Genomic DNA, 23,462 nt, shown 5'->3' on the forward strand with positions numbered 1-23,462 from the left:
GCTCACCTGCTCAGAATCTGAAATAAAGGAACGGATTGTTTGTGTTGTTCAGCAGCAGCAGACTGCTTGCAATGAGTATGAGCGCGTTGCAAATAACGCCTGCTGACTGGAAGATATAAGCACTTCCGGGCTTCTTGAATGCCTTTTCGCGTATCTTGGGTATAACGGGCATTGCAAAGAATATGGCTGCGATGAACAGGAAGATATTGCCCATAAAGATATTTGCGGTATAAGCATCGCAGAAGGAGTTGCCGTTAAGTCCTATAAGTCCCTTGAAGAACTTGCACAGCTTGGGCAGGCTCTCGAAATAGAAGATGCCGAAGCCCAGGAAGATTATTGTCTTGGTATAGATATGTGCCACAGGTACAGGCATTTTCTTCATTTTCTTCTTGCCTATCATCATTTCCATCATGATGAACAGACCGTAGTAAAGTCCCCAGAAAACGAAGTTCCAGCTTGCGCCGTGCCACAGACCTGTAAGGAACCATACCAGGAAAAGTCCGCCGTATTTGCGCCTTTTGCCGAATATGGGGATATAGAGCACATAATCGCGGAAGAACGAACTCAGGGAGATGTGCCATCTCTGCCAGAATTCGGATATAGTCTTGCATATAAAAGGATACTTGAAGTTTTCATCGAAGTGGAAACCGAATATCCTGCCGAGACCGATAGCTATATCGGAATAGCCCGAGAAATCGAAGTAATACCAGAGACCTACCAGTATAGCGCCGTACCATGTGCCAAGCACGGACAGGGAATCTATGGCGGAATACTTATTATCGGCATCACCGAAAAGCGAGGTAACGACTGTGCTCAGGCTGTTGGCGATGAGCACCTTTTTGCCGAGACCCAGTATTATACGTGAAAAGCCCTCGGATATATCGTTGATGGTAGTCTTTCTGTCCTCTATCTCCTCGGCTATAACGGAGTATCTTACGATAGGTCCTGCCACAAGCTGTGGGAAGAGAGATACGTACATCAGGAATTTAAGGAAACTCTTCTGAGGCTTTACCTTGCCCCAGTAGCAGTCTATGGTATAGGATATTGTCTGGAATGTATAGAAGGATATGCCTATGGGCAGTTTTATGTGGGGCACGGGCAGTCCGAGACCTGTGGCGTTGTTCAGGTTTTCCACAAAGAATCCCGTGTACTTGAAGCCGAATAGCAGTCCCAGATTGAATATCAGCGACCATGCCAGTGCAAGTTTAGCCTGCCAGCCCTCGGGGTGCTTTTCGATGACTCGTCCGTTGCAATAGTCCACCAGTGCGGATACACAGAGTATGCTTACCCACACAGGTTCGCCCCATGCGTAGAATATCATTGAAAAAACTATAAGCACGATATTTCTTATAGTAGCGTTGCGTGTGATGAAATAACATATCAGACACACAGGCAAAAAGAAATACAGAAAAAACAGATCTGCAAAAACCACGTTATATTACTCCCAATCCAATAAATTTCCAAATTTTTACCGAAAAATGGCTAAAATCTCCGATTTCGGTCATATACAGTTATTATACCACTTATTTCGCCCTAGGTCAACCTTTTTTTTAACAAAAAGTGAAAAATTTCGGACTTATTTTCTCGTTATATTTGTGCATTGATTCAAAGGGCGAGATTTATTGCGGGTTTCAGATTTTACCATATGATCACTTCGTAAAGTGCAACAGCGTGTGCTGCATTTCATAAAAGTATCTTAATTATTTCTTAGTGTAGTGATAATTCTATTGATTTTTAGTTACAATTGTGCTATAATCATAATCGGACAAGATGATAAATATTTAACAAAATATCCCGATCAGGTCGTGGCATCGGGATACGGAGGGAAAAACAGTTTATGACAGGTATCTATGACTGCTTTGGATACGGTGCGGGATATGATGTGCCGTTCCGTGAAAGATACAGGCTTATCAGAGCGGCAGGATTTGACTGTGTAATGCTTTGGTGGAGCGATAGATTCGGGCGCGGAGAGGGTTTTGAGCAGGATGCCGATCTTGCAAGGCAGGCTGGTCTTATCCTTGAAAATATGCACGCACCTGTTCACGAACAGGATCTTATTTCCGAGGATAATTTATCGGGCGACAATGTACTGCATGATTATCTGAAATGCGTTGAAGATTGTGATAAATACCATATCCCGACGGTGGTGATACATCTGCCCGATGACAGTCACCCCCTTAACGCTTTAGGAAACGGCAGACTTGACCGTATCATAGACAGGGCGGGAGAACTGGGTGTTCAGGTAGCTTTTGAGAATCTCAGAAACATTCGCAATCTCGAATCAACGCTGGAACGTGTAACTTTTCCGCATATCGGATTTTGCTATGACAGCTGTCATCATATAAACTATGCTTCGGGCTTAGACCTGCTCAAAGCTTATGGCGACAGGCTGAAAGCACTGCATCTTCACGATAACGGCGGGATATGCGGTCAGCATCAGCTGCCCTTTGACGGAAAAATCGACTGGTCGGTTGTTATGGAGAATCTCAGAAACATCGGGTACAAGGGTGCGGTAACTCTCGAACCCATGAACTGGGATTACAGTCAGCTTGATATCAGGAGTTTTCTGAAACTGGCTCACGAGAGGGCGGAAAGACTTGAACAGACGCTGTGAAGATCATAAGCGGAATACACGGCATGATCAGAAAAAACAATAAAAGGAGAAAAGAGGCTTAAAATGAAGATCAGATGGAACCACATAAACCGTGGGCTGGTGCTTGGTCTGGTACTGGCGGCGGGTACGGCAGTATACGTTATAGCACAGAACGCGGCTTTCAAAAAGAATATCCCCGAGATAACCGACAAGGCTAACGAGATCTGCAAAGAGATAGCTGAGGCTAACGTTGGCGACAACAGGGAGGGCGTACAGCGCAAGCTTACAGCTTGTATACAGGATAATTTTATCAGCAAGGACAGCAAGATGACCCTTGAGGACACGAACCTAGACTCTAAAAACAAGAGCAGTATGTTATTGATGGTAGAAAACATGGGGCTTGACACCACAGGTAAAGACAGGATCTATTCAGCGGAATATGAGCAGATAAGTTCCTCTGTGACGAAATGGGGCATTGACGGTGCGAATGTTCAGATAGACTACAAGATCACCCTGGACTGTGATGGTTCGCCCGATATTATTGTCCCCGACAGCATATTATACACATACATCGAGATACGCCACGATGCTGACAAAGACCTCAGGAAAACCATAAGGTACAGCGGATCGCTGAATATGTACCTTTTCCCCGATGGTGATACCTGGAAGGCAGTGACGGTATCATATAACGATGATTCACGTGTAGAAATAGAATATCCCGAAGATGCTGAAGGGGGTGAAGGCTGATGGATAAAAAGAATATCGCACTGAGCATAAAGGGGCTCAGCAAGACCATCGGCAAAAAGGAGATACTCCACGATATAAACATGGAGTGCTACGCAGGTGAGGTATTCGGTTTTCTGGGACCTAACGGTGCGGGCAAGACGACTACCATCAAGACGGTGGTGGGACTTCTTCTGCTGGACGAGGGCGAGATACAGGTCTGCGGACATGATATAATCAAGGAATATGAAGACGCCATGAGCAACGTGGGGGGCATAGTTGAGAACCCTGAAATGTACAAGTTCATGTCAGGCAGAGATAACCTCAAGCAATATGCACGAATGAGGGGTCTGGATTTTAGTGAGATAGACAAAGCGGTGGAGATGGTAAAGCTTACAAACCGCATAGATGACAAGGTATCGAAGTACTCACTGGGTATGAGACAGAGGCTGGGTGTGGCTCAGGCGCTTATGCACAAACCCAAGCTTCTGATACTGGACGAACCTACCAACGGTCTTGACCCACAGGGTATAAAGGAACTTAGAGATATCCTGAAAGACCTAGCACATACGGACGGGGTATGCGTAGTGGTATCGTCCCATCTTATGAGCGAGATGGAACTCATGTGCGACCGCGTAGGGATAATCGCCAAGGGCAAAATGATAGGCACCTACACCATGGAAGAGATAGCTTCCCTTTCCAACGATAAATACACGGAATACATTATCGAGACAGATGACGCCGTAAAAGCGGCGGAGATACTTGACGGTGTGGAGAACATCAGCGCACAGGAAAAAATGCTTTACCTGAAACTTGAGACTGAGAACGCGCAGAACGATATAGCAGAGGCGATAAAGACCCTGGCGAAAAATGATATAAACATCTACTCCGTACACCCCAAGGAAAGCAAAAAGCTTGAAGAGGTATTTATCGAGCTTACAGGAGCGGAAGGAGATGGACAGGTTGGGTAAGTTTTTTGAACTCGTGAAAAACGAGTATATCAAGATATATAAAAAGAAATCAACAAGGATACTGCTGGTAATATTCCTGGCGGTATGCCTGTGCTTTGCACCGATGGCAAAGTTTATAAATAATATTGGCATGAAAGAGTTCGGCGCGGAAGCGTTTGATGAAACAGCTCACAGAACAGAAGTTTTCAAAAATAAGAAAAGAGAGATCGAAAACAGTCCCGATATGCCCCTGCGTGAAGAAAAACTGGCACTTCTCGAAGCAGTAGATGCTGATTCGGACTGGGAGTTTACAGCTTATAGGAACGGTATGTATGACGATGCAAATAAGCAAGACATACAGACCTATACTCTGCTTTGCAAAACAGATGACTGGAGAGGTTTCTGCTCCTACAAAAGCAAGAAAATCGATTGCTCAGCCGGAGACAAATGGGCTTACAAATACAAGCTGGAGCATGACATCGGTTACGGCGAGGAATTTGAGGAAAAGAACGCTCTCATATTCAAGATAGGCAATGCTATGGACGGAGATGTCGAAGGCACAGATTCCGCTGAGGAATCCATAGCGAAATACAGATATCAGCTGGAACACGAGCTTTATGATGAGACATCTAAAAAAGATGTATCCCTGCTGGAAGCAAACTATTCAGAGAAGTTTGGTTTCTGGGACGTAATGATAAAGATACCCTATGTTGAAAGCTTTATCGGCATAATAATGCTGATGATAGCGGGCGGTATCGTGGCAAGCGAATTCAGTCAGGGAACGATAAAATTCCTGCTGATAAGCCCCGCAAAGCGCGGCGAGATACTTATGGCGAAATATGTCACGGTGATATCCATGGGATTCCTGCTGATGCTGCTGATGTTTATTGTGAACATACCCATGGTCGGATTGTTCTTCGGGTTTGACGGTATATCAGCGCCTTATCTCTCGCTGAAAGAAGGCGAGGTAGTGGCACAGAATACTTTCATCTACCTTATCAAGAACTTTATGCTGAAAAGCGTTCAGGTGATGATAACAACTTCCCTGGCATTTATGATCTCCTCACTGCTGAGAAGTACCGCACTGGCGATAGTTACGGGATTTATCGTAAATTCCATAGGACCTTCCGTTGTTATGATAATGGCGACCTTCAAGATGGACTGGGGCAGATATCTGATATTTGCAAACACAGATCTGCTTACCATACACAAGGGCGGCGCGTCCTTCCCTCAGCAAACGGTGGGCGCTGCGATAATAGTAGTTGTCGCTCATCTGGCGGTGTTCCTGCTTACTGCATGGGACGGCTTCACAAGACGGTCGGTATGATCAAGTTTATATGATATAAAAACACGGGAGATATCCGCAAAGATATCTCCCGTATATTTATTACGATAAAAACAGCAAAGCAATAATCCCTGTCAATAATTATGAATTGTGAATTAGGAATTATGAATTAATAAGCCTTGCCCCAGAGTACCATTTTCTTTGCAGGCTTGCCGCAGCATACGCATACATCGCTGATATTATCCTGCTCGAAGGGGATACATCTTGAACCAACGCCTGTCAGTTCCTTTACCTTATCCTCGCACTCTTCTTCGCCGCACCACATAGCCTTTACGAAGCCGTCGCCGTTCTCTTCGAGAGCCTTGATGATATCATCGGTGGTCTTGCAGGCATAGGTACGTCTCTCGCGGTTTTCAAGAGCCTTCTGGAATATGCCGTCACGTACTGCTTCAAGCTTAGCGTTTACTGTCTCGACCAGCTCGGTGAGAGGTGTGAAGGTCTTTTCTCTGTCGTGTCTGGTAACTATTACGCACTGACCGTTCTCGATATCCTTGGGTCCCAGCTCGATACGAACGGGCACACCCTTCATCTCGTACTCTGCGAACTTCCATCCGGGGGACTGGTCGGTATCATCAAGCTTAACGCGGATACCTGCTGCTTTCAGCTGCTCGTATACCTCGTTTGCCTTTTCAAGAACGCCCTCCTTGAACTGCTGGATAGGCACGATAACTGCCTGTACAGGTGCAACTGCGGGAGGCAGTACAAGACCGTTGTCATCGCCGTGTGTCATGATGATAGCGCCAATAAGACGGGTGGTAACGCCCCATGAAGTCTGGTGAGGGAATGCCAGCTTATTATCTCTGCCTGTGAACTGGATACCGAAAGCCTTGGCAAAGCCGTCGCCGAAATAGTGGGAAGTACCAGCCTGAAGTGCCTTACCATCGTGCATAAGTGCCTCGATAGCATAGGTAGCCTCAGCACCTGCGAACTTATCGCTGTCGGTCTTTCTGCCCTTAACAACAGGCATAGCCAGCTCCTTCTCACAGAAGTCAGCATAGCAGTTGAGCATACGCTCTGTCTCTTCGATAGCCTCCTCGGGAGTTTCATGGATAGTATGACCCTCCTGCCACAGGAACTCTCTGGAACGGAGGAAAGGACGGGTAGTCTTTTCCCATCTTACAACGCTTACCCACTGGTTATACAGCTTGGGCAGGTCGCGGTAGCTGTGAACGATATTAGCGTAGTGCTCGCAGAACAGTGTCTCGGAAGTAGGTCTTACGCAGAGTCTGTCTTCAAGCTTCTCGCTTCCGCCGTGAGTTACCCATGCAACTTCGGGTGCAAAGCCCTCAACGTGATCCTTCTCTTTCTGGAGAAGGCTCTCGGGGATAAACATAGGCATACAAACATTCTCGTGACCCAGTGCCTTAAAACGGGTATCGAGTATCTTCTGTATGTTCTCCCAGATAGCGTAGCCATAGGGTCTTATTACCATACAGCCCTTAACGCTTGTGTAGGCTATCAGCTCTGCCTTAGTGCAGATGTCGGTGTACCACTTTGCGAAATCCTCATCCATTGAGGTTATCGCATCGACCATTTTCTTATTCTTTGCCATATTTTTTCAACTCCTAATTATATGTACGGCGAGATCATTCCGCCACTGTTTACTTGATTTTTTGTCCATCGAGGATACGATCAACAGCTGATAACAAGCGCTTTTCATTAGTCTTTATCGCTTGATTCTCCCTGTTTATCCTCGGCTTTCTTTTTGAAATTGAAAGCGTATATATCCTGGTTGTATATCTTATAATTGGGGTCGAAGTCCTCTTCCTTTGAAGCTTCAAAGGCGCTGTGGACTTCGTAGTTTTCCTGGGGAGAATGTCCCGTGGCAGAATCCTCCACCCTTTCGGGCGCGGCAAGACCCTTGCGTTCGATCTTGTCTGCCAACTGAGGATTTTTCTTCTGTATCCATTTCGCCATTTTCGGCGTTACCAGACAAGCCAGCACTATCAGCACCATTATGATGCCGCATTTCAATGCCAGCGAGCCCAGCAGGTTCAGTAATTCGTGATTCGGATTCATTTTTGTTCCTCTGTTTCATCGGGGTAATCCCAGAATTTTCCTTTATGGAAATTCGGGTTGCCCAAAGGCTTTGCTGTCAGTCTGAACATAACACAGCCGTCGGGACAGACTACGGTTTTGGTATACTTGCTGTCACCGCCGAGGTTTTCAAGGTCGCCGCCGCTGCGTACAGCTTCCATCAGCGGATACAGCATCATCATTGTTTTGGAGCATATGCCCTGACCGTCCTTATTTACGGGACAACCGTAGGTGCAGGTGTAGGTATCGCCGGGTTCTTCGCCGTTGCGGCAGTATCTTTCGGTCTTGTTTCCCCTGAGAAATCCCAATACTTTAACTGTGAATTCGTATTCCTCGTTATACCATTTTTTCATGGTGTACCTCCGTCAGAAATGCTTACGATTCGGCGTAAGCGCCGTTATGAAGCTATCCTCCTAGAACCTGAAATACAAAAACGGGTTGAAGGAGTTGCCTGCCAGATATGCCACCGATACTATGAACAGCAGGGTACATTCTGCGGGGACTATGACCGTTTCGTACATTGAGGGCTTATGCTTTGCCATGAATCCGCCTGCTTTTTTGATAAGCGGAGTGGAGCATACTATCGCCAGCATGAACAGAACTATGTTCTGTGTCAGCCAGAAAGCTGTCTGTCCGTTCCAGAGGGGAAGTCCGCCGAAGCCGAACATATTTTTCAGATTCTGTAAGAGCGCCGAGGTATCTTCATAGGCGAAAATTCCCCAGCCAATAACTATCAGCAGAAGTGCATAGATATGCTGAACTATCTTTGGTGATTTTTTCAGGAGTTTCAGCAGGAAGTTTTTCTCCAGCAGGAGTATCACGCCGAAGTAAACGCCCCACATCATGAAATTCCAGTTAGCGCCGTGCCAGAAGCCTGTCAGGAACCATACCACCATGATATTGACGCACTGTCTTGCCTTGCCCTTGCGGTTTCCGCCAAGGGGGATATATACGTAATCCCTGAACCAGCTTGACAGTGAGATATGCCATCTGCGCCAGAATTCGGTGATGGAATCGGATATATAGGGGTAGTTGAAGTTTTCAAGGAAATCAAACCCAAACATCTTGCCGAGACCTATCGCCATATCGGAATAGCCCGAGAAATCGAAGTATATCTGGAAGGTATATGCGATTATGCCTATCCAGCTTGCGGCTACGCTGAGTTCGCTCTGAGGGGAGTTGGATATGCTGTCAAAAAGTTCACCCACCGCGTTAGCGATGATGACTTTCTTGCCCAGACCGATGCAGAAGCGCTTTACGCCCTCTGCAAACTTCTCGATGCTCTCGTCCCTGTGAACCAGCTGTTCAGCGACATCTATGTATCTGACAATAGGTCCTGCGATAAGCTGTGGGAACAATGCCACGTAGGTGCCAAGATGGAGTATATTCTTCTGGCACTTAACGTTGCCTTTGTATACGTCGATAACATAGGAGAGAGTCTGGAAGCTGTAGAAGCTTATGCCTATGGGCAGTGCCAGACCTGTGGGCTTTAGCTGTGTGCCTGCGGCGGAGTTTATCGTATTGATAAAGAAATCCGTATACTTGAAAAACAGCAGCAGTCCCAGATTCCAGACCACCGCTGTCATCATCGCGGCAAAAGGACCTTTGCTGTCCTTTTTATTTTCGGGCAGGCGGGTCTTATCCGCCAGTATGCCCGTGATGTATGCGACTGTTATGGACAGACACATCAGAAATATATATATTGGTTCGCCCCATGCGTAGAACACAAGGCTGAACAGGAACAGCACCGCGTTCTGGGCTGTTCTTGCGTGCTTTCTGAACAGTACGGGCATCAGGAAATACATCAGCAGTACTGCGGGCAGGAAGCCAAAAAGGAAGGTCGTACTTGAAAAAAGCATTAACCGATTATCTCCTTAGCCTTTGCGCTGTCGCCTGATACGCTGAAGAACACGTAATCGCCCTTTACAACAAGCACAGCATCATCCAGCTTGGGTGCCTGTTCAGGCTTATAATCGGTGAAAGTAGACTTCTGGTTAGCAAGTCTTATGGTAAGGCTTCCCTCGATGGATTCAACCATATCCTTGTTTGCTTCAAAGCAGGCGATCTCCTCGGGGGTAGCGCCTGTGGAGCTTACGTATACCTTTGCGGATTTGTAAGCCTCGGGTGAAACGCCCATTATCTTTTCGATCTTATCAGCATCAAATTCGATGAGGCTGTCCTCATAGGAGATATCGTTCTTCAGCTGATCTGCAACGGCTTTAACGTCGATATTCTCAACAGTTTCTGTCTTGGCACTATCGCCGCCCTTGTCGCTGTCTTCCTTTTTGCCGCAGGAAGCGCAGGCGCAGGTAACTGTCATAGCTGCAAGAATGATACATAATGTTTTTTTGATATTCATTTTACTCACCTTATCCTTTTAATCTTTATTGTCATACCATCAGGTATTGTCTATTATGAAATTCTGCCAGTACAGGCAATAGTCGGCTGTCATGTGTATGCCGTCGGGAGAAGCTTCCTCGGGGAGGTAGCCGTTTTCGTCCGCAACCGCAGGAGAGCAGTCGAGGTAATGCAGACCCAGTTCGCCTGCCACCTTTTCTATCGAAGCGGTGAAAGTGCGGGCGTTCTCGTTATTAACAGCATCGCCGTCCTGATCCTGAGATTCTGCCAGAGGAAGTATACCTATGAGGTATATCTCTGCATTGGGCTGATAGCTTTGTATCGTCTTGACCATCTCGGTATAATGCTCCTCAAAGGTATCAACATAAGGCCAGCCCATCTCGTTGGTGCCGAAGCTTATGAAAACTCTGCCGAACTGGCGGGAGCTGAGTGCCTGCTGGAGAGTACCAACAGAACCGTCGCCCTGTGCTATCTCGGTGGAGGTCAGCACGGTGTCGATATTAAGTCCGACTGCGCACAGGAAAGTCGCCTGGGGCTTATCGGTACTGTTCATCATGCCGACAGTACGGCTGTCACCGATAAATACTGCATCACCCAGAGTATCGGCAGTATCCTTTGGGACAGTGTATGGGTGTTCGCCATCTGAAATTTCGGGCGCTATGGAACTTGTTTCCTCTGTCACGGAGCTTTCAGGCTCTGCTTCGGAAGATTCAGTATCCTCCTGTTTCGCTTCATGCGAGGTTATTTCAATTTTGGGCGCAGTTTTTTCAGCCTTGGTGTCAACGGCGGGTTTGTGTGCTTCTTTCACGGCAGCAAACACCGACCAGCACACAGTAAACAGCATACACCCCAGACACAGGGCTGTGACCATATTCTGCTGCGCTTTTACGCGCCTTTTTCTGATAACCGAATTACTTTCCATCTTTCATTTCCTCTGAACACAACTAGATAAGTATATCATACCATATTTCCGAGATATTTGCAAGTACATTCTTGAAATTTAGTATTATCGCACCTAGTTTTCTTTAGGGCATACAAAAGGCAGGCACAAGAATATGCCTGCCTTTGTTGATGTTAATCTAACATTTCATGCAGCTTGCCGGCAAGCTTGGATACGGGCAGTCCAACAACGTTGAAGAAATCGCCCTCGATCTTATCCACGAGAAGCGTTCCCTCGCCCTGTATGCCGTAAGCGCCAGCCTTATCCATCGGTTCGCCCGTATTGATATAATCCTCTATCTCCTCATCGGTGAGATCCTTGAACCAGACCTTTGTTGTTTCGGTAAAGGTATCGGTATGACCTTTATAGCTGATGGATACTCCTGTATCAACGGTATGCATACGCCCCGAAAGAAGTCTGAGCATACGCGCCGCATCTTCTTTGTCCTTGGGTTTTCCGAGTATCTCGCCGTCAGCGGTAGTAACTACCGTATCACAGCCGATAACGACTGCTTTCTGGTAAACGTCGGCAATGCACTTGCACTTCTGGAATGACAGAAAACCGGGAACATCGCCTGCACTCAGTGCCTCGGGGACTGCTTCTCCACAGTCGGCAGGTATCACCCTGAATGACGGACATATAAGCTGCATAAGTTCTTTTCTTCTCGGTGATGCTGATGCAAGTATCACATCATATTCCATCAGCAGATTTTTGATAGTCAAACTTAATACCCTCCATTTTGCTCATACGACCAGTTGCTGTCTGAATCGTAGTAGCCTCCGTTATCATAACCGCCGTTATCGTAGGTAGTATCAGATGTATAGGTCGTATCCGAAGACCACTGGTCATCGGAAGCGGAATAATCCGACCACTGCGAAGTGGTATCGCTGTAACCGTAATCGGTCTGCGGTGCGGTATAACCTGTATTGTCATCAGCTGCGGTATTCGTAGTTGAAGTATCGCTGCTGTTGTCCTCGGGCGGTTCCTCCGAGCCTTCTGCGGGCTTGGAGAGTTCAAGCTTTGCATCGACGTAATAGTGGGTCAGTATCTGGTCGTATGTCCAGCCGTTTTCAGCGTAGTAATGTGCGCCCCACTGTGACATACCAACACCGTGTCCCCAGCCGCAGGAAGTGAATGTGAATTCGCCGTCCTTGTACTTTATGGTGATGGCGTTGGATTTAAGACCCATCATATTACAGAGCTGATTGCCTGTAAGCTTGCAGTTATCTCTGCCGTCGATGGTGACGGTATCGATATAAACAACGCTGTATGCTCTGTCGATAGTAAACCACTTGGTCTGGTCATCTGAAAGAGTGATGCCGAAGCGTCCCTCAAGCATGGACTTGACCTGTGATTTGGTATATGTTTTTTCGATGCCCCAGTTTACATCCTGGCTGTCGAATTCGCTTTCAACGCATTTAAGGTAGGGATAATCCATGCTCCAGATATCGCCTGCGGTAGTGGTATAACCCGCACTTGATGCTGAATAAACCGCATTGATTATCTCGCCGTCATAGTGCATAGCCTGACCTTCAACGGATTCAACTATGCTCTCAAGCTTGGAGGAATAGCCGTATCTAAGACCTATGGTCGGTGTCAGACCGTGCTCCTGATTGAATCTCAGGTGAGAATATGCAGCGACTATCTGCGCTTTTATCGCATCGTCGTCCCATGTATCGCCTATCTCGTTATTGACCATCAGGCAGAGAAGTTCATGACCGTTCATAACAACGGTAGAGCCTGAGTTTTCATCATGCACCCTGAAATACTCGCCAGCCACGCTTCTGGTAGCTGTAAGCTTCTGGGGGGCTGCCTTTTCGGGATAATAGATAAGAGTATCCTGCTCGGGGAAAGGCACTGTGAAATCGTCGGGGTCGGTGATAGCGGGGCTGTTGACCTTGAATCCCTTGCACTTTGTTTCAGCAGCGGACATATCATAATCGCTTATGGCTGCTTTTTTATACTTGGGGAAAGTCATCTTTTTCACAGTAGGCTCGGCTTCAGCCTTTTCGGGTTCCTGCTTTTTCTCAGCCACGGGAGCTGTCTTTTTCTCCACGGCAGGCTTAGGGACAGGCTTTTCTGCTTTCTGTGTTACGGCAGATCTTACGGTCTCTTTTGCTTCTACCCTTTTGGCAGGGTTGAAAGCGCTGTCAGTCAGCATCAGCAGTCCGCAGCCGCCGGTGACGGCAACGCCTGTTATAAGCATCCTGATATGTGCCGCAAGCTGTCTTCCGACAGATGCCTTGCTGTTATTTTCGTCTTTAGTCTTGCTCATCACAAAATTACCTCAAACGTTTAAGATTCAGTGTTTAGGGCTGAAAGCCCACACTGTATAGTTTACCAAATAAAGAGAAAAAGTCAAGACAAAACTTATGTCTGCCCTGACTTTTCGTATGTCTTACCAAATGCTGCACAAAAACTGTTCAGAGCCGTTATGCACTTTACCAGTTCTTGAAATACCTCTGACCATCCACTTCGAGGCAGAACTGCAGGGTCTCAAACCATGCTGAGATAGCACCGCCGCAATATCTTGGAGCGTAGTAGTAAGTCGCGCCGTTGGTGTTATCTTCACCCTTGAGCGCCCTTAACGCGCAGTCTCTTGTGTTCTGCGTGGGTACTGTAGTTCCGTTGTAGTAGCCGTAGATAGCATCAAACTGTTCGGGAGCTGTGAGCACTGCCGAGATAGAGTCCGGGAACTGGCTCGATTTTACCCTGTTGATGATAACATTAGCAACTGCGATCTTGCTCGCTTCGGAACAATTGCCTACTTCGCCCTGAAGTACGTAGCACAGCATCTCGAATTCATCATCGGTATAGCTGATGACGGTATCTGCGCTGCCCTTGTCTTCAAGCTTGATAACGGTCTTGTCCTCTTTTTCTTCGGACTTATCGTCCTTCTTTTCCTCGGTGTTTTTGCTGTCGGGGGTCTTACCTGTAAAGTACTCAGCCATCGCATAGCCCTTTATCTCGCCATGTCTTACCGAATACCACACACCGTCATCGGTGCATCCGTCAACAACGACCCTTGTGTCTGTGTCGAGTACTTCAAGTGCTTCCGCGCTTTTGCTGGGTTCTGCCCTGAGATTTACGGGCGACTCAACATAAAGGAAGGTCTTGGAAATACTTTTGACCTTGTTTTTGGTTTTCTGTTCGGTCTCAGCCTTGACCGTCTCTTTGCTTGTCTTTTTCTCCTTGGCTGATGCTGTCGTCTCAGTTGCGGAGGAGCTTGTCTTTTTGCCTGCTTCCGTTACCGAAGTGGTCTCGGGAGCTGAAACTTCTCCGAACTCATACTCGTTGATACTCGCCTTTCTCCATGTGACGGTATCCAGTGCGGTATACGCACCCTCATCTCTCGCTGTGTCGGTGGTGTTTACATTCGCAGCCTTTGTTTCTCTGCCGATCTCTGCTTCTGCTCCTGCATTTCTGCCAAGCAGTCCGCATACGCTTATTGTACCTACGGTGAGTACGCACAGTGCGCTGCTTCCAAGCAAAGTTCCGACCTTTCTCACGGACGGCTTCGCGGAATTCCGTTTAGCAGCCCTTGATCTTTTCTGCTTCATTTCTATCACATTACCTTTCCGGGAGCCCCTTGCGAGACTTCCTGTCCGCAGCCGTGAGAGATGCTGCGGAGCTTTATATTTTATACACCGGCGGATCCGATGTAATAAGCATAAAGCAAGTGATGACTTATGTCATCAGTAATCCCAGCCTTTATAGACTGTTTTGTTCCCGTAGATATCTTTCCATATCTTCGGGAAGTAGATATCCTTGTCCGCTCTTTCCTTGTAGGAAGCTTTTATAGCGTCGATATCATCATCGGGTGTCAGCTTCTTAGCGACTATTACCCATCTTACGCCTTCTTTCACCAGCTTTGAGCAGGTGGAGAGGGTTATATACTTATCGTCTTCGGTACACTTTATATCGCTTGAGTACCATGACCTCCTTGTAATCTCATTATACCATTCATCGAACCTGTACTGTTCGTCGTTGAAATCTCTGTAGCCTATGTACTCCCAGAGATCGCCGTTATCGTCTTTTGCATCGGTATTTATCATAAAGCAGCTGACGATGGCGTATTTGCACTTGCTCTCATATATCGAATTAAATTCGATTATCGCGTGATCCTTCAGGAAATCCACGCCCTGTTCATACTCTGACAGGTGAGTGAAGCTTGTGCCCAGCCAACCCATATGGTGGCCGAATATCGTGATATTATCGGACTGACGCTCTTCGCTGATAATACTCCATGAGTCGGCGAAAATACTGCCCGATTCATAGTAGTTACCATCAATATCCTTGTAAAGATACTCGTCATTGTTCTTACCCTGAAGAACAGGGAAGCTCATATACTCATCACCGTCGGAGTCCTTGAAGCCGGGTATCTTTAACCAGCCCACAACATCATCATTGCGGTCTAAAAGTTTTTTATCCTTGACCCACTTCTGTACCTCACGCTTTTTGTAAGATTCATCGGGGTCTGCGATATCTATATCATCGCTGCCGGTATTTACCTCATAGTCCACATTTTCATCGAACTTGGGTTCATACTGTTCAACGAGACCGTGTGCTCGCGATCTTTCTCCCTTTGTGGTGCTGAGATAGCTTTTCAGCTGACCGAGCGATACACAGAAGAGTCCAACCGAAGCTATGAAAACTATCTTGCGGATTACCTCGCTGCTTTTATCGCCCTTCCAGGGGATAAAGTATCTTATCAGACCACCTTTATTTGATCCTTCGTTATCGTTAAAATTTGCTGATCCTCTTGACATTGCCATTTTATCATTACTCCTCGACTTTCAGGGTCATACCCTTTGTCAAGTCTTTTTTGCTGATCTGTTGTTAGTTGTTGTTAGTAATAATTTAGTATTCCCAGCCCTTGTAGACCTTGTTGTTTCCATAAAGGTCACGCCAGTACTTGGGGAAATATATATCCTTATTGGGTTTTTCCTTATAGGACTTTACGATATGATCGATATTGTCATCAGCTGTAAGTTTCTTCGCTACTATTACCCATCTGAGATCTTTCAGCAGCTTGGAACAGGTCGATAAAGTTATATACTTATCGTCCTCGGTACACTTGATATCACTAGTATACCACGATCTTTTGCTTACCTGATCGTACCAGTCTTCAAATTTATTGTCATCATCATTGAAGTCTCGGCAGCCAACATATTTCCAGGTCGGCTGATCGTCGTCACTATCCTCGGTATTTATCGCAAAGCAACTGATTATCGCATATTTGCGTCCGCTTTCGTATATGGAATTGAACTCGATTATCGGGTACTTTTTCAGGAAGTCCACGCCCTGTTCGTATTCGGACAGGTGAGTGAAACTCGTACCTACGTAACCCATATGGTGACCGAACACCGTAATGTTATCGGTCTGACCGTTCTCATCCATTACGCTGGCATAATCAATAAAGATGCTGCCTGACTCGTAATACTCTTTATCAAGGTTTTTGTTGAGATAGTATTTATTGTCCTCACCCTTTAAAACAGGGAAGTTTATATACTCCTCACCGCTGTAATCGGTAAATCCCGGTATCTTTATCCAGCCGATAACGTCCTTATTGCGTTTCAGCAGGGGCTTTGCCCAATCCTGAAGCTTCAGCTTCTGAGCTGATGCCTCCGGGTTCGATGCATCGTAATCATCGCCGCCGTTATTCGCATTGTAGTTGACGTTATCATCGAACTTGGGTTCGTATTCAACGACAACCTTTTGTATATAGGACTTCTGTTTCTCACGGCTGGCGCCCAGGTAATCACCCAGCTCGTTCAGCGACATAGAGAATAGCACTATCGATGCACAGAATGCCACCTTGCGGACTATCTCGTTAGCCTTATCACCTTTCCAGGGGATAAAGTATTTTACAAACCGCAGAAAGAAATTTGAATCATCTCTCTCTGTCAGATTCGCTGTCTCGTTAAACATTGCCATCGTTATGATCTCCTTGACTTATCTGTATGCCGCAAAGCTCGCAGATCATCTGCATAGTTTTCAGCACAGTTAACCTTCTTATTGATCCTCTGTCAAGTTTTTCATACTCTTCATATAACTTCAGCACCCGCGACAATTCCTTGTCCTTGTACCTCACCGAAACGTATACCGTTCCGACAGGTTTTTCTTTGGTGCCTCCCGTGGGTCCGGCAAGACCCGTTATGCCCACCGCGCAGTCAGTACCGAAAAGTTCCATGGCACCTCTGCTCATCTCACTTGCAACCTCGGAAGAATAGACCGTATATTTCTCCAGCGTTTCTTTCTTAACGCCCAGGACTTTCATCTTTATATCCTCGGTATAGGTGCAGACACCGCCTTTGAACATAGCCGATGCTCCCGACACTGCGGTGATACATTCAGCCACCATTCCGCCTGTACAGCTTTCGGCTGTAGACATAGTGACCGAATTCTTTATCATATATTTTACTACACCCGCTGTAACAATGTCAATAGTTTCTGTTACCACTTTGTAGTCTTCCGCAAAATTCATCAACATCCTCCCGCCTTTTACTGACACATCACACAAAAAATCAGCCTTGTTTTTGAACCTGATGTAAATTTAGTGAACATATCTTACTAAAAAATCAGGGGTTTTTCAACCGTTTTTGTTACGCTTCTGTTACACACTTGCTACATAAGTGTTTGATTTTTCGGACATTTAACACATTAAAAACTTCGGAAAATCGGGATATGAACATACTTGATCACCAATTTTTCACAATAGAAAAGTACCGAAATTTGTACGTAAAAATTAAAATTTGGAAACATTGTAACCATTGTGTAACCAAATTTACCAATTGTAACATCGTACAAATTGAGATATTTTCTGTACAGTTGCCGGTATTCGCTGCATGCAAAAATATGAAACAAAACAGTGTCAGTCATCCACATCTGACCCTTATCTGTTTTTGATAAGGGTAATACTGGTGTTCTCGACCGCTTTCTGTATATAAGGCTCAAAATCGAAGCTTGCCTGCGCCTTTTCCACCTCAGCAAGAGAAGGCCTTGTCTTGGGATGCTTGGGTGTAAATACGGTACAGCAGTCCTCGTATGGGAGGATGGAAGTCTCGAAAGTGCCTATCTTTCTTGCGATCTCAACTATCTCGGACTTATCCATACCTATGCAGGGTCTGAACACGGGCATACGGCAGGCTGCATCGGTGCAGACCATCGCGTACATGGTTTGACTTGCCACCTGACCAAGGCTCTCACCTGTAACCAGTGCCTGGATATCGCCGTCCTTTTCGCAGATTCGCTGTGCGATCTCCATCATCAGTCGGCGCATGAGTATGGTGAAAAGCTCTTCGGGGCAGTTGTCCCTCAGCAGTTCCTGTATCTCGGTGAAAGGTACGCAGAAGAACTTAACATCACCGCAGTAAGCTGTCATGAGCTTCGCAAGGGTCTCGACCTTCATTCTAGCTCTGTCAGAGGTGTAGGGCGGAGCTTCAAAGTGGATAGCTTCCACAACCGCACCGCGGCGAGCCATCATGTAGCCTGCAACAGGAGAATCGATACCGCCCGAAAGCAGGAGCAGTGCTCTGCCGCTGGAACCTACGGGAATTCCGCCTGCACCGTCAACGGGGTCGGAATGAACATAGGCATAATCCTCGCGCACTTCCACCGTCACTGTAACTTCTGGGTCATGAACATCGACTTCGAGATGAGGGAACTTATCCAATATAGCGCCGCCCAGCTCGGAGCATATCTCAGGGGACTTGTGAGGGAACTTTTTATCGGCACGTCTTGCATTCACCTTGAAAGTTCTTGCGCCCTCCAGCACTTCTGCCAGATAATCGGGTGCCTTTTCGCATATCGCTTTTAGGTCTTTTTCGATAGCGCCGCTTCTGCAAAGCTTGACTATGCCGAACACCTTGGATAGTCTGGTCTCAAACTCGTCAACATCGGGGTTCTCGCCCAGAGGTTCAACATACAGAGTTGACTGCGATTTAGTTACTCTGAACTCTCCAGCACTAGCCAGTCTGCGCTTTATCGTCTTGACCATCATGCTCTCAAAAGTGCTTTTGTTAAGACCCTTGAGGGCTATCTCGCCATACTTGCAAAGAATTATTTCCTTCATTATAACTGCTCCTCCGTTGATTTTTTGTCAGTAACTGTCGGCTTAGTCCTGTAATTTATCGACCTGTTCCGACATTCTCTTTATATATTAATATGGTATAAAACGTCCGTTCACTTTACTTCAGCCTTGCCAGTTCGTTTTGGGCAGCTGAGATACCCTCCATCAGACCGCGGAGGTCTTCCTCGGTGGTATCGGGTGAAAAGCTGATACGCAGAGTGGTGTCCATAGCTTGTACAGGTATTCTGAACTCAGCGAGAACGCCGCTTTTTTTGCCCTTTGAGCAAGCCGAACCGCTGGAAACGAATATCCCGCGCTTTTCCAGATAGTGCAGAAGCACCTCAGATTTAAGACCGTCCACCGTTATGCTTGTAACGTATGGCGATTTTTCTCCGCGGAAATTTATGCCGATGCCACCGTTTTTTTCACAAAGCTCAAACAGCAGAGCTTCCAGCTTTTTAGCGGATTCAAGCCTTTCGGCGATGTTTTTGGAGTAGTGCTTTACCGCTTCACCAAAGCCGCATATCAGGGGAACAGATTCCGTGCCCGAGCGCATATTTTTTTCCTGACCGCCGCCCATCAGCAGTGCGGGAAGATGCAGACCCTTGCGGATAAACAGTGCTCCCGTGCCTTTGGGACCGCAAATTTTGTGGGCACTCAGAGAGATAAGATCAGCACCGAGAGTCTTGGTCTTTATCGGAAGTTTCATGTATCCCTGAACGCAGTCACAGTGAGTTATGACCTTAGGGAAATGCCTGTGTATCGCGTTGAAAGCCTTGCTCACGGGAAGTACCGCACCAGTTTCGTTGTTGACCAGCATCATACTTACAAGGAATGTATCCTCGTTGACTGCATCAGCAACAGCTTCGGCGGAGATCACTCCGTTTTCATCAGGTGATATGCGTATGACCTCGCAGCCAAGGCGTTCCAGCTCATCTAAGGGACGTGCGGTGGCAGGGTGTTCTATGGTTGTGGTAACGACCCTGTGCTTGCGCTTACCTTGCGATTTATATGCACCAAAAATTGCGGTGTTGCTGCTCTCGGTAGCCCCGGATGTGAAGAAAATCTCTTCGGCAAGGCAGCCAAGACTTTCGGCAATCGCTGTCCTGGCATCTGTCACCAGAAGCTCGGCATCAAGTCCGCAGCGGTGCAGTGACGATGGGTTCCCGAAAACCTCCAGACCTTTCATTACCCCCGCTTTTGCGGCTTCGCAGGGCTTTGTGGTAGCGGCGTTATCAAGATATATCAAAGCGCTCAGTCCTTTCTGATTTGATAGCATAAATTATATTATAACATATCCTGTTTCAAATTTCAACCTGATAGTATGAACAGATCATCTTAGATATTACGTGAAACGTTCACTTTCGTGTGATTTTCGCTTTAAAAACTATTGACAGCTTATCTTTCAAATGTTATAATGATAGAGGTTGGGCGCCTATATGGCGAAATAAATAGATTTTGGGGTGTAATATAATGGAAAACAAGGAACTTTTGGAGCTTGCCATCGAAGCCGCGAGTAATTCCTACTGCTCGTATTCGGGTTTCTCGGTAGGGGCGGCGCTACTCACTGAGGATGGCAGGATATTCACAGGCTGCAACGTGGAAAACAGCTCTTTTTCACTGACTATCTGCGCTGAACGCACAGCGATATTCAAGGCAGTGTCCGAGGGCTGCAGGAAATTCAAAGCAATAGCTATTGTCGGCGGTGCAGAGGGTAATTACAGCCACCCATGCTGTCCTTGCGGCGCTTGCTTGCAGGTGATGAGCGAATTCTGTGACGATGATTTTTCGATCATTCTCACGAACGGGGAATTCACGCTGGGCGAATTTCTGCCTATGCGCTTTGAACTTAACTGAATCGGTATAAGATATCTACAGGACTTTGCTTTGCGCGAGGTCCTGTTTCTTTTTTGTTAAAAATGGTCGTGAAGCAGTATTTTTGCATCATAGAAAATGTTTGTCTTTATGTTTTGGTTTTATATCACGCTTAACGAATAATGAATATCGGGAGGCAAATAATGAAAGATATAAAAATTCGCATATCGGTATATGACAAAATAACGCAACGCAAAGGCACTTCTGTCAGAAATATGACAAAAGTGCCTGAATGTTTATTATTTATCCCGCGGGAGTACCCTTTGAATTAGTACATTCCGCCCATGCCGCCTGCGCTTGCTGCGGCTGCTGCCATAGCTGCGTCAGCTGCGGGATCCTTCTTGTCAGCTACAAGGCTCTCGGTAGTCAGTACCATAGCTGCTACTGAAGCTGCGTTCTGGAGTGCGCTTCTTGTGACCTTGGTAGGATCAACGATACCTGCGGGTATCATATCAACATACTCAGCGGAGTATGCGTTGTAGCCATAGCCTACCTTGCCAGAACGAACAATGTTATCGATGATAACGCTTCCCTCTTCGCCTGCGTTTGCAGCGATCTGTCTCAGGGGCTCTTCAAGTGCCTTGTATACGATCTGTGCACCTGTCTTCTCGTCGCCTTCAAGACCGTCAACAAGCTCCTTTACCTTAGGCATAGCGTTGATGAGTGCTGTGCCGCCGCCTGCTACGATACCCTCTTCAACAGCTGCCTTTGTAGCTGCCAGAGCATCTTCGATACGCATCTTCTTTTCCTTCATCTCGACCTCGGTAGCAGCACCTACCTTGATAACTGCAACACCGCCTGAGAGCTTAGCCAGTCTTTCCTGGAGCTTCTCTCTGTCGAAATCGGAAGTTGTGGTCTCGATCTGACCCTTGATCTGGTGGATACGAGCCTTGATAGCTTCGCTTTCGCCTGCACCGCCAACGATGATGGTGTTCTCCTTCTGAACAACGATCTGTCTTGCAGAACCCAGCTGCTCAAGAGTAGCTTCGCTCAGCTCCATGCCAAGCTCGGTAGAGATAACTTCGCCGCCTGTCAGGATAGCGATATCCTGGAGCATTTCCTTTCTTCTGTCACCAAAGCCGGGAGCCTTTACAGCAACACAAGTGAAGATCCCTCTCAGCTTGTTGAGTATCAGAGAGCTCAGAGCCTCGCCCTCAACGTCCTCAGCGATGATGAGGAGCTTCTTGCCCATCTTAACGATCTGCTCCAGCAGAGGGAGTATATCCTGCATATTGCCGATCTTCTTATCGGTGATAAGAACGAGAGCGTCATCAAGAACTGCTTCCATCTTATCGGTATCTGTTACCATGTAGGGGCTGAGGTATCCTCTGTCGAACTGCATACCCTCAACTACCTCGCTGTAAGTCTCAGCGGTCTTGGACTCTTCCAGAGTGATAACGCCGTCAGCAGTTACCTTCTCCATAGCCTCAGCGATCAGCTGACCGATGGTATCATCCGCAGCGGAAACTGCGCCGACTCTTGCGATATCCTTGCTGCCCTCGATCTTCTTGGAATTAGCAACGATAGCCTCAACAGCGGTATCAACAGCCTTAGCCATACCTTTCTTCAGGATCATGGGGTTAGCTCCTGCAGCGATGTTCTTCATGCCCTCGCGAACCAGTGCCTGTGCCAGCAGAGTAGCTGTGGTAGTACCGTCGCCTGCTGCGTCATTGGTCTTTGTAGCAACTTCCTTTACAAGCTGAGCGCCCATGTTCTGGAAAGCGTCTTCCAGCTCGATCTCCTTAGCGATGGTAACACCGTCGTTAGTGATGAGGGGAGCGCCGTACTTCTTATCGAGAACTACGTTTCTGCCCTTGGGTCCCAGTGTTATCTTAACGGTATCAGCCAGCTGGTCGATACCTGCCTGCAGTGCTTTTCTGGCTTCTTCGCCGTATATGATCTGCTTTGCCATTGTAAATTACCTCCGTTTTGATAATTCATAATTCATAATTCATAATTCATAATTAAGCCGAAAGATCACTTCCTGCAAATACGAAAGATGGATATGAACTATGGTAATTGTAATATTTATCTATGCCTGATGTACCTGTGCAGTTATTCAACTACTGCAAGTACGTCTTCCATTTTAAGAATGGTATATTCATGTCCGTCTACCTTGACATCTGTGCCGCTGTACTTGCTTACCAGCACCTTGTCGCCTACCTTTACGTTCATCTCAACGTCCTTCTTGCCGGGGCCAACTGCTACTACCTCAGCTACCTGGGGCTTTTCCTTAGCGGAGCCTGCAAGTATGATACCGCTTGCTGTGGTCTCCTCAGCTTCGGTCATCTTTATAACGACTCTGTCCATAAGGGGTTTGATATTCATTTTAATTTCCTCCTCGTATATGTGAAATTATGTGTTGCAAAATGTTGTTTTAGCACTCTTGATATCCGAGTGCTAAGTATATTGTACCACGATTTTTATAAATTGCAATACGTCTATCTGATTTTTGTAGATTTGCACAAATAGGTGTTTGCAAACACCATGAAAATTGTGTTAGTATGTGTCTGTTATTTTATGAAGTTTTATGTTATAATTACTATAATTAGTAATGTGATAAAAATCAT

At 46.6% G+C, this 23,462-nt stretch carries 22 protein-coding genes; 5 read left to right on the top strand and 17 right to left on the bottom strand.

The window, feature by feature from the left end; all coding sequences use genetic code 11:
- Window positions 1–10: 10 nt before the first annotated feature.
- Entirely contained in the window at window positions 11–1,390 is a 1,380-nt protein-coding gene (locus tag BMY75_RS05625) for an MBOAT family O-acyltransferase (protein WP_278289146.1), read from the bottom strand.
- Between the two features lie 447 nt (window positions 1,391–1,837).
- Here BMY75_RS05625 and BMY75_RS05630 point away from each other — a divergent pair, with 447 nt between their 5' ends.
- The 4 genes from BMY75_RS05630 (at window position 1,838) to BMY75_RS05645 (ending at window position 5,593) form a co-directional block, all read left to right on the top strand.
- Window positions 1,838–2,614 (top strand): sugar phosphate isomerase/epimerase family protein, encoded by a 777-nt coding sequence (locus BMY75_RS05630; RefSeq protein ID WP_074830918.1) that lies wholly within the window; start codon window positions 1,838–1,840, stop codon window positions 2,612–2,614.
- A 63-nt stretch (window positions 2,615–2,677) separates the two neighbouring features.
- Window positions 2,678–3,340, top strand: coding sequence for a hypothetical protein (locus BMY75_RS05635; RefSeq protein WP_074830921.1), 663 nt, complete (start codon window positions 2,678–2,680; stop codon window positions 3,338–3,340).
- On the top strand, window positions 3,340–4,287 hold the full coding sequence (locus BMY75_RS05640; protein WP_074830924.1) for an ABC transporter ATP-binding protein: 948 nt from the start codon (window positions 3,340–3,342) through the stop codon (window positions 4,285–4,287). The genes BMY75_RS05635 and BMY75_RS05640 overlap by 1 nt, the downstream gene beginning before the upstream one ends.
- Window positions 4,280–5,593, top strand: a complete 1,314-nt coding sequence (locus BMY75_RS05645; RefSeq protein ID WP_074830927.1) for an ABC transporter permease — start codon at window positions 4,280–4,282, stop codon at window positions 5,591–5,593. Before BMY75_RS05640 ends, BMY75_RS05645 begins: the two co-directional genes overlap by 8 nt.
- Before the next feature lie 127 nt (window positions 5,594–5,720).
- On the opposite strand, the gene proS is transcribed toward BMY75_RS05645, so the two are convergent.
- From proS to BMY75_RS05715, 14 genes are all read right to left on the bottom strand, one after another.
- Window positions 5,721–7,163 carry a proline--tRNA ligase gene (proS, locus tag BMY75_RS05650; RefSeq protein ID WP_074830930.1) on the bottom strand — a complete coding sequence of 481 codons (1,443 nt, stop codon included), beginning with the start codon at window positions 7,161–7,163 and terminating at the stop codon, window positions 5,721–5,723.
- 107 nt (window positions 7,164–7,270) lie between these two features.
- The gene (locus BMY75_RS05655; RefSeq protein WP_074830933.1) at window positions 7,271–7,630 is read right to left on the bottom strand and encodes a hypothetical protein; all 360 of its coding nucleotides are present in this window, start codon (window positions 7,628–7,630) and stop codon (window positions 7,271–7,273) included.
- Entirely contained in the window at window positions 7,627–8,001 is a 375-nt protein-coding gene (locus BMY75_RS05660) for a TIGR04076 family protein (RefSeq protein WP_074830936.1), read from the bottom strand. The genes BMY75_RS05655 and BMY75_RS05660 overlap by 4 nt, the downstream gene beginning before the upstream one ends.
- Before the next feature lie 60 nt (window positions 8,002–8,061).
- Window positions 8,062–9,507, bottom strand: coding sequence for an MBOAT family O-acyltransferase (locus BMY75_RS05665; protein WP_074830938.1), 1,446 nt, complete (start codon window positions 9,505–9,507; stop codon window positions 8,062–8,064).
- The gene (locus tag BMY75_RS05670) at window positions 9,507–10,007 is read right to left on the bottom strand and encodes a DUF4358 domain-containing protein (RefSeq protein WP_074830941.1); all 501 of its coding nucleotides are present in this window, start codon (window positions 10,005–10,007) and stop codon (window positions 9,507–9,509) included. Before BMY75_RS05670 ends, BMY75_RS05665 begins: the two co-directional genes overlap by 1 nt.
- A 39-nt stretch (window positions 10,008–10,046) precedes the next feature.
- A complete protein-coding gene (locus BMY75_RS05675; protein WP_074830944.1) occupies window positions 10,047–10,928 on the bottom strand; it encodes an SGNH/GDSL hydrolase family protein in 882 nt (293 codons plus the stop codon).
- A gap of 152 nt (window positions 10,929–11,080) precedes the next feature.
- A complete protein-coding gene (locus BMY75_RS05680) occupies window positions 11,081–11,668 on the bottom strand; it encodes a Maf family protein (RefSeq protein ID WP_139199723.1) in 588 nt (195 codons plus the stop codon).
- A 2-nt stretch (window positions 11,669–11,670) separates the two neighbouring features.
- Entirely contained in the window at window positions 11,671–13,221 is a 1,551-nt protein-coding gene (locus BMY75_RS05685; protein ID WP_074830947.1) for a SpoIID/LytB domain-containing protein, read from the bottom strand.
- A gap of 166 nt (window positions 13,222–13,387) precedes the next feature.
- The gene (locus BMY75_RS05690) at window positions 13,388–14,506 is read right to left on the bottom strand and encodes a cell wall hydrolase (RefSeq protein WP_074831111.1); all 1,119 of its coding nucleotides are present in this window, start codon (window positions 14,504–14,506) and stop codon (window positions 13,388–13,390) included.
- 135 nt (window positions 14,507–14,641) lie between these two features.
- On the bottom strand, window positions 14,642–15,721 hold the full coding sequence (locus tag BMY75_RS05695) for a class B sortase (RefSeq protein ID WP_074830950.1): 1,080 nt from the start codon (window positions 15,719–15,721) through the stop codon (window positions 14,642–14,644).
- 85 nt (window positions 15,722–15,806) lie between these two features.
- The gene (locus BMY75_RS05700) at window positions 15,807–16,883 is read right to left on the bottom strand and encodes a class B sortase (RefSeq protein WP_074830956.1); all 1,077 of its coding nucleotides are present in this window, start codon (window positions 16,881–16,883) and stop codon (window positions 15,807–15,809) included.
- Window positions 16,870–17,433 carry a CinA family protein gene (locus BMY75_RS05705; protein ID WP_074830958.1) on the bottom strand — a complete coding sequence of 188 codons (564 nt, stop codon included), beginning with the start codon at window positions 17,431–17,433 and terminating at the stop codon, window positions 16,870–16,872. The genes BMY75_RS05700 and BMY75_RS05705 overlap by 14 nt, the downstream gene beginning before the upstream one ends.
- A gap of 408 nt (window positions 17,434–17,841) precedes the next feature.
- Window positions 17,842–19,020 carry a tRNA uracil 4-sulfurtransferase ThiI gene (thiI, locus tag BMY75_RS05710; RefSeq protein WP_074830961.1) on the bottom strand — a complete coding sequence of 393 codons (1,179 nt, stop codon included), beginning with the start codon at window positions 19,018–19,020 and terminating at the stop codon, window positions 17,842–17,844.
- 115 nt (window positions 19,021–19,135) lie between these two features.
- On the bottom strand, window positions 19,136–20,266 hold the full coding sequence (locus BMY75_RS05715; RefSeq protein ID WP_242940174.1) for a cysteine desulfurase family protein: 1,131 nt from the start codon (window positions 20,264–20,266) through the stop codon (window positions 19,136–19,138).
- A gap of 224 nt (window positions 20,267–20,490) precedes the next feature.
- Here BMY75_RS05715 and BMY75_RS05720 point away from each other — a divergent pair, with 224 nt between their 5' ends.
- Window positions 20,491–20,874 (top strand): cytidine deaminase, encoded by a 384-nt coding sequence (locus BMY75_RS05720; protein ID WP_074830966.1) that lies wholly within the window; start codon window positions 20,491–20,493, stop codon window positions 20,872–20,874.
- Between the two features lie 286 nt (window positions 20,875–21,160).
- Here the strand turns inward: BMY75_RS05720 and groL are convergent, their stop codons facing one another.
- On the bottom strand, window positions 21,161–22,804 hold the full coding sequence (gene groL / locus BMY75_RS05725; protein WP_074830969.1) for a chaperonin GroEL: 1,644 nt from the start codon (window positions 22,802–22,804) through the stop codon (window positions 21,161–21,163).
- A gap of 143 nt (window positions 22,805–22,947) precedes the next feature.
- On the bottom strand, window positions 22,948–23,220 hold the full coding sequence (locus tag BMY75_RS05730; RefSeq protein WP_074830972.1) for a co-chaperone GroES: 273 nt from the start codon (window positions 23,218–23,220) through the stop codon (window positions 22,948–22,950).
- Window positions 23,221–23,462: the final 242 nt, after the last annotated feature.

The sequence above is a fragment of the Hominimerdicola alba genome, from assembly GCF_900109655.1.
GTDB classification, from domain to species: Bacteria; Bacillota; Clostridia; order Oscillospirales; family Ruminococcaceae; genus Hominimerdicola; species Hominimerdicola alba_B.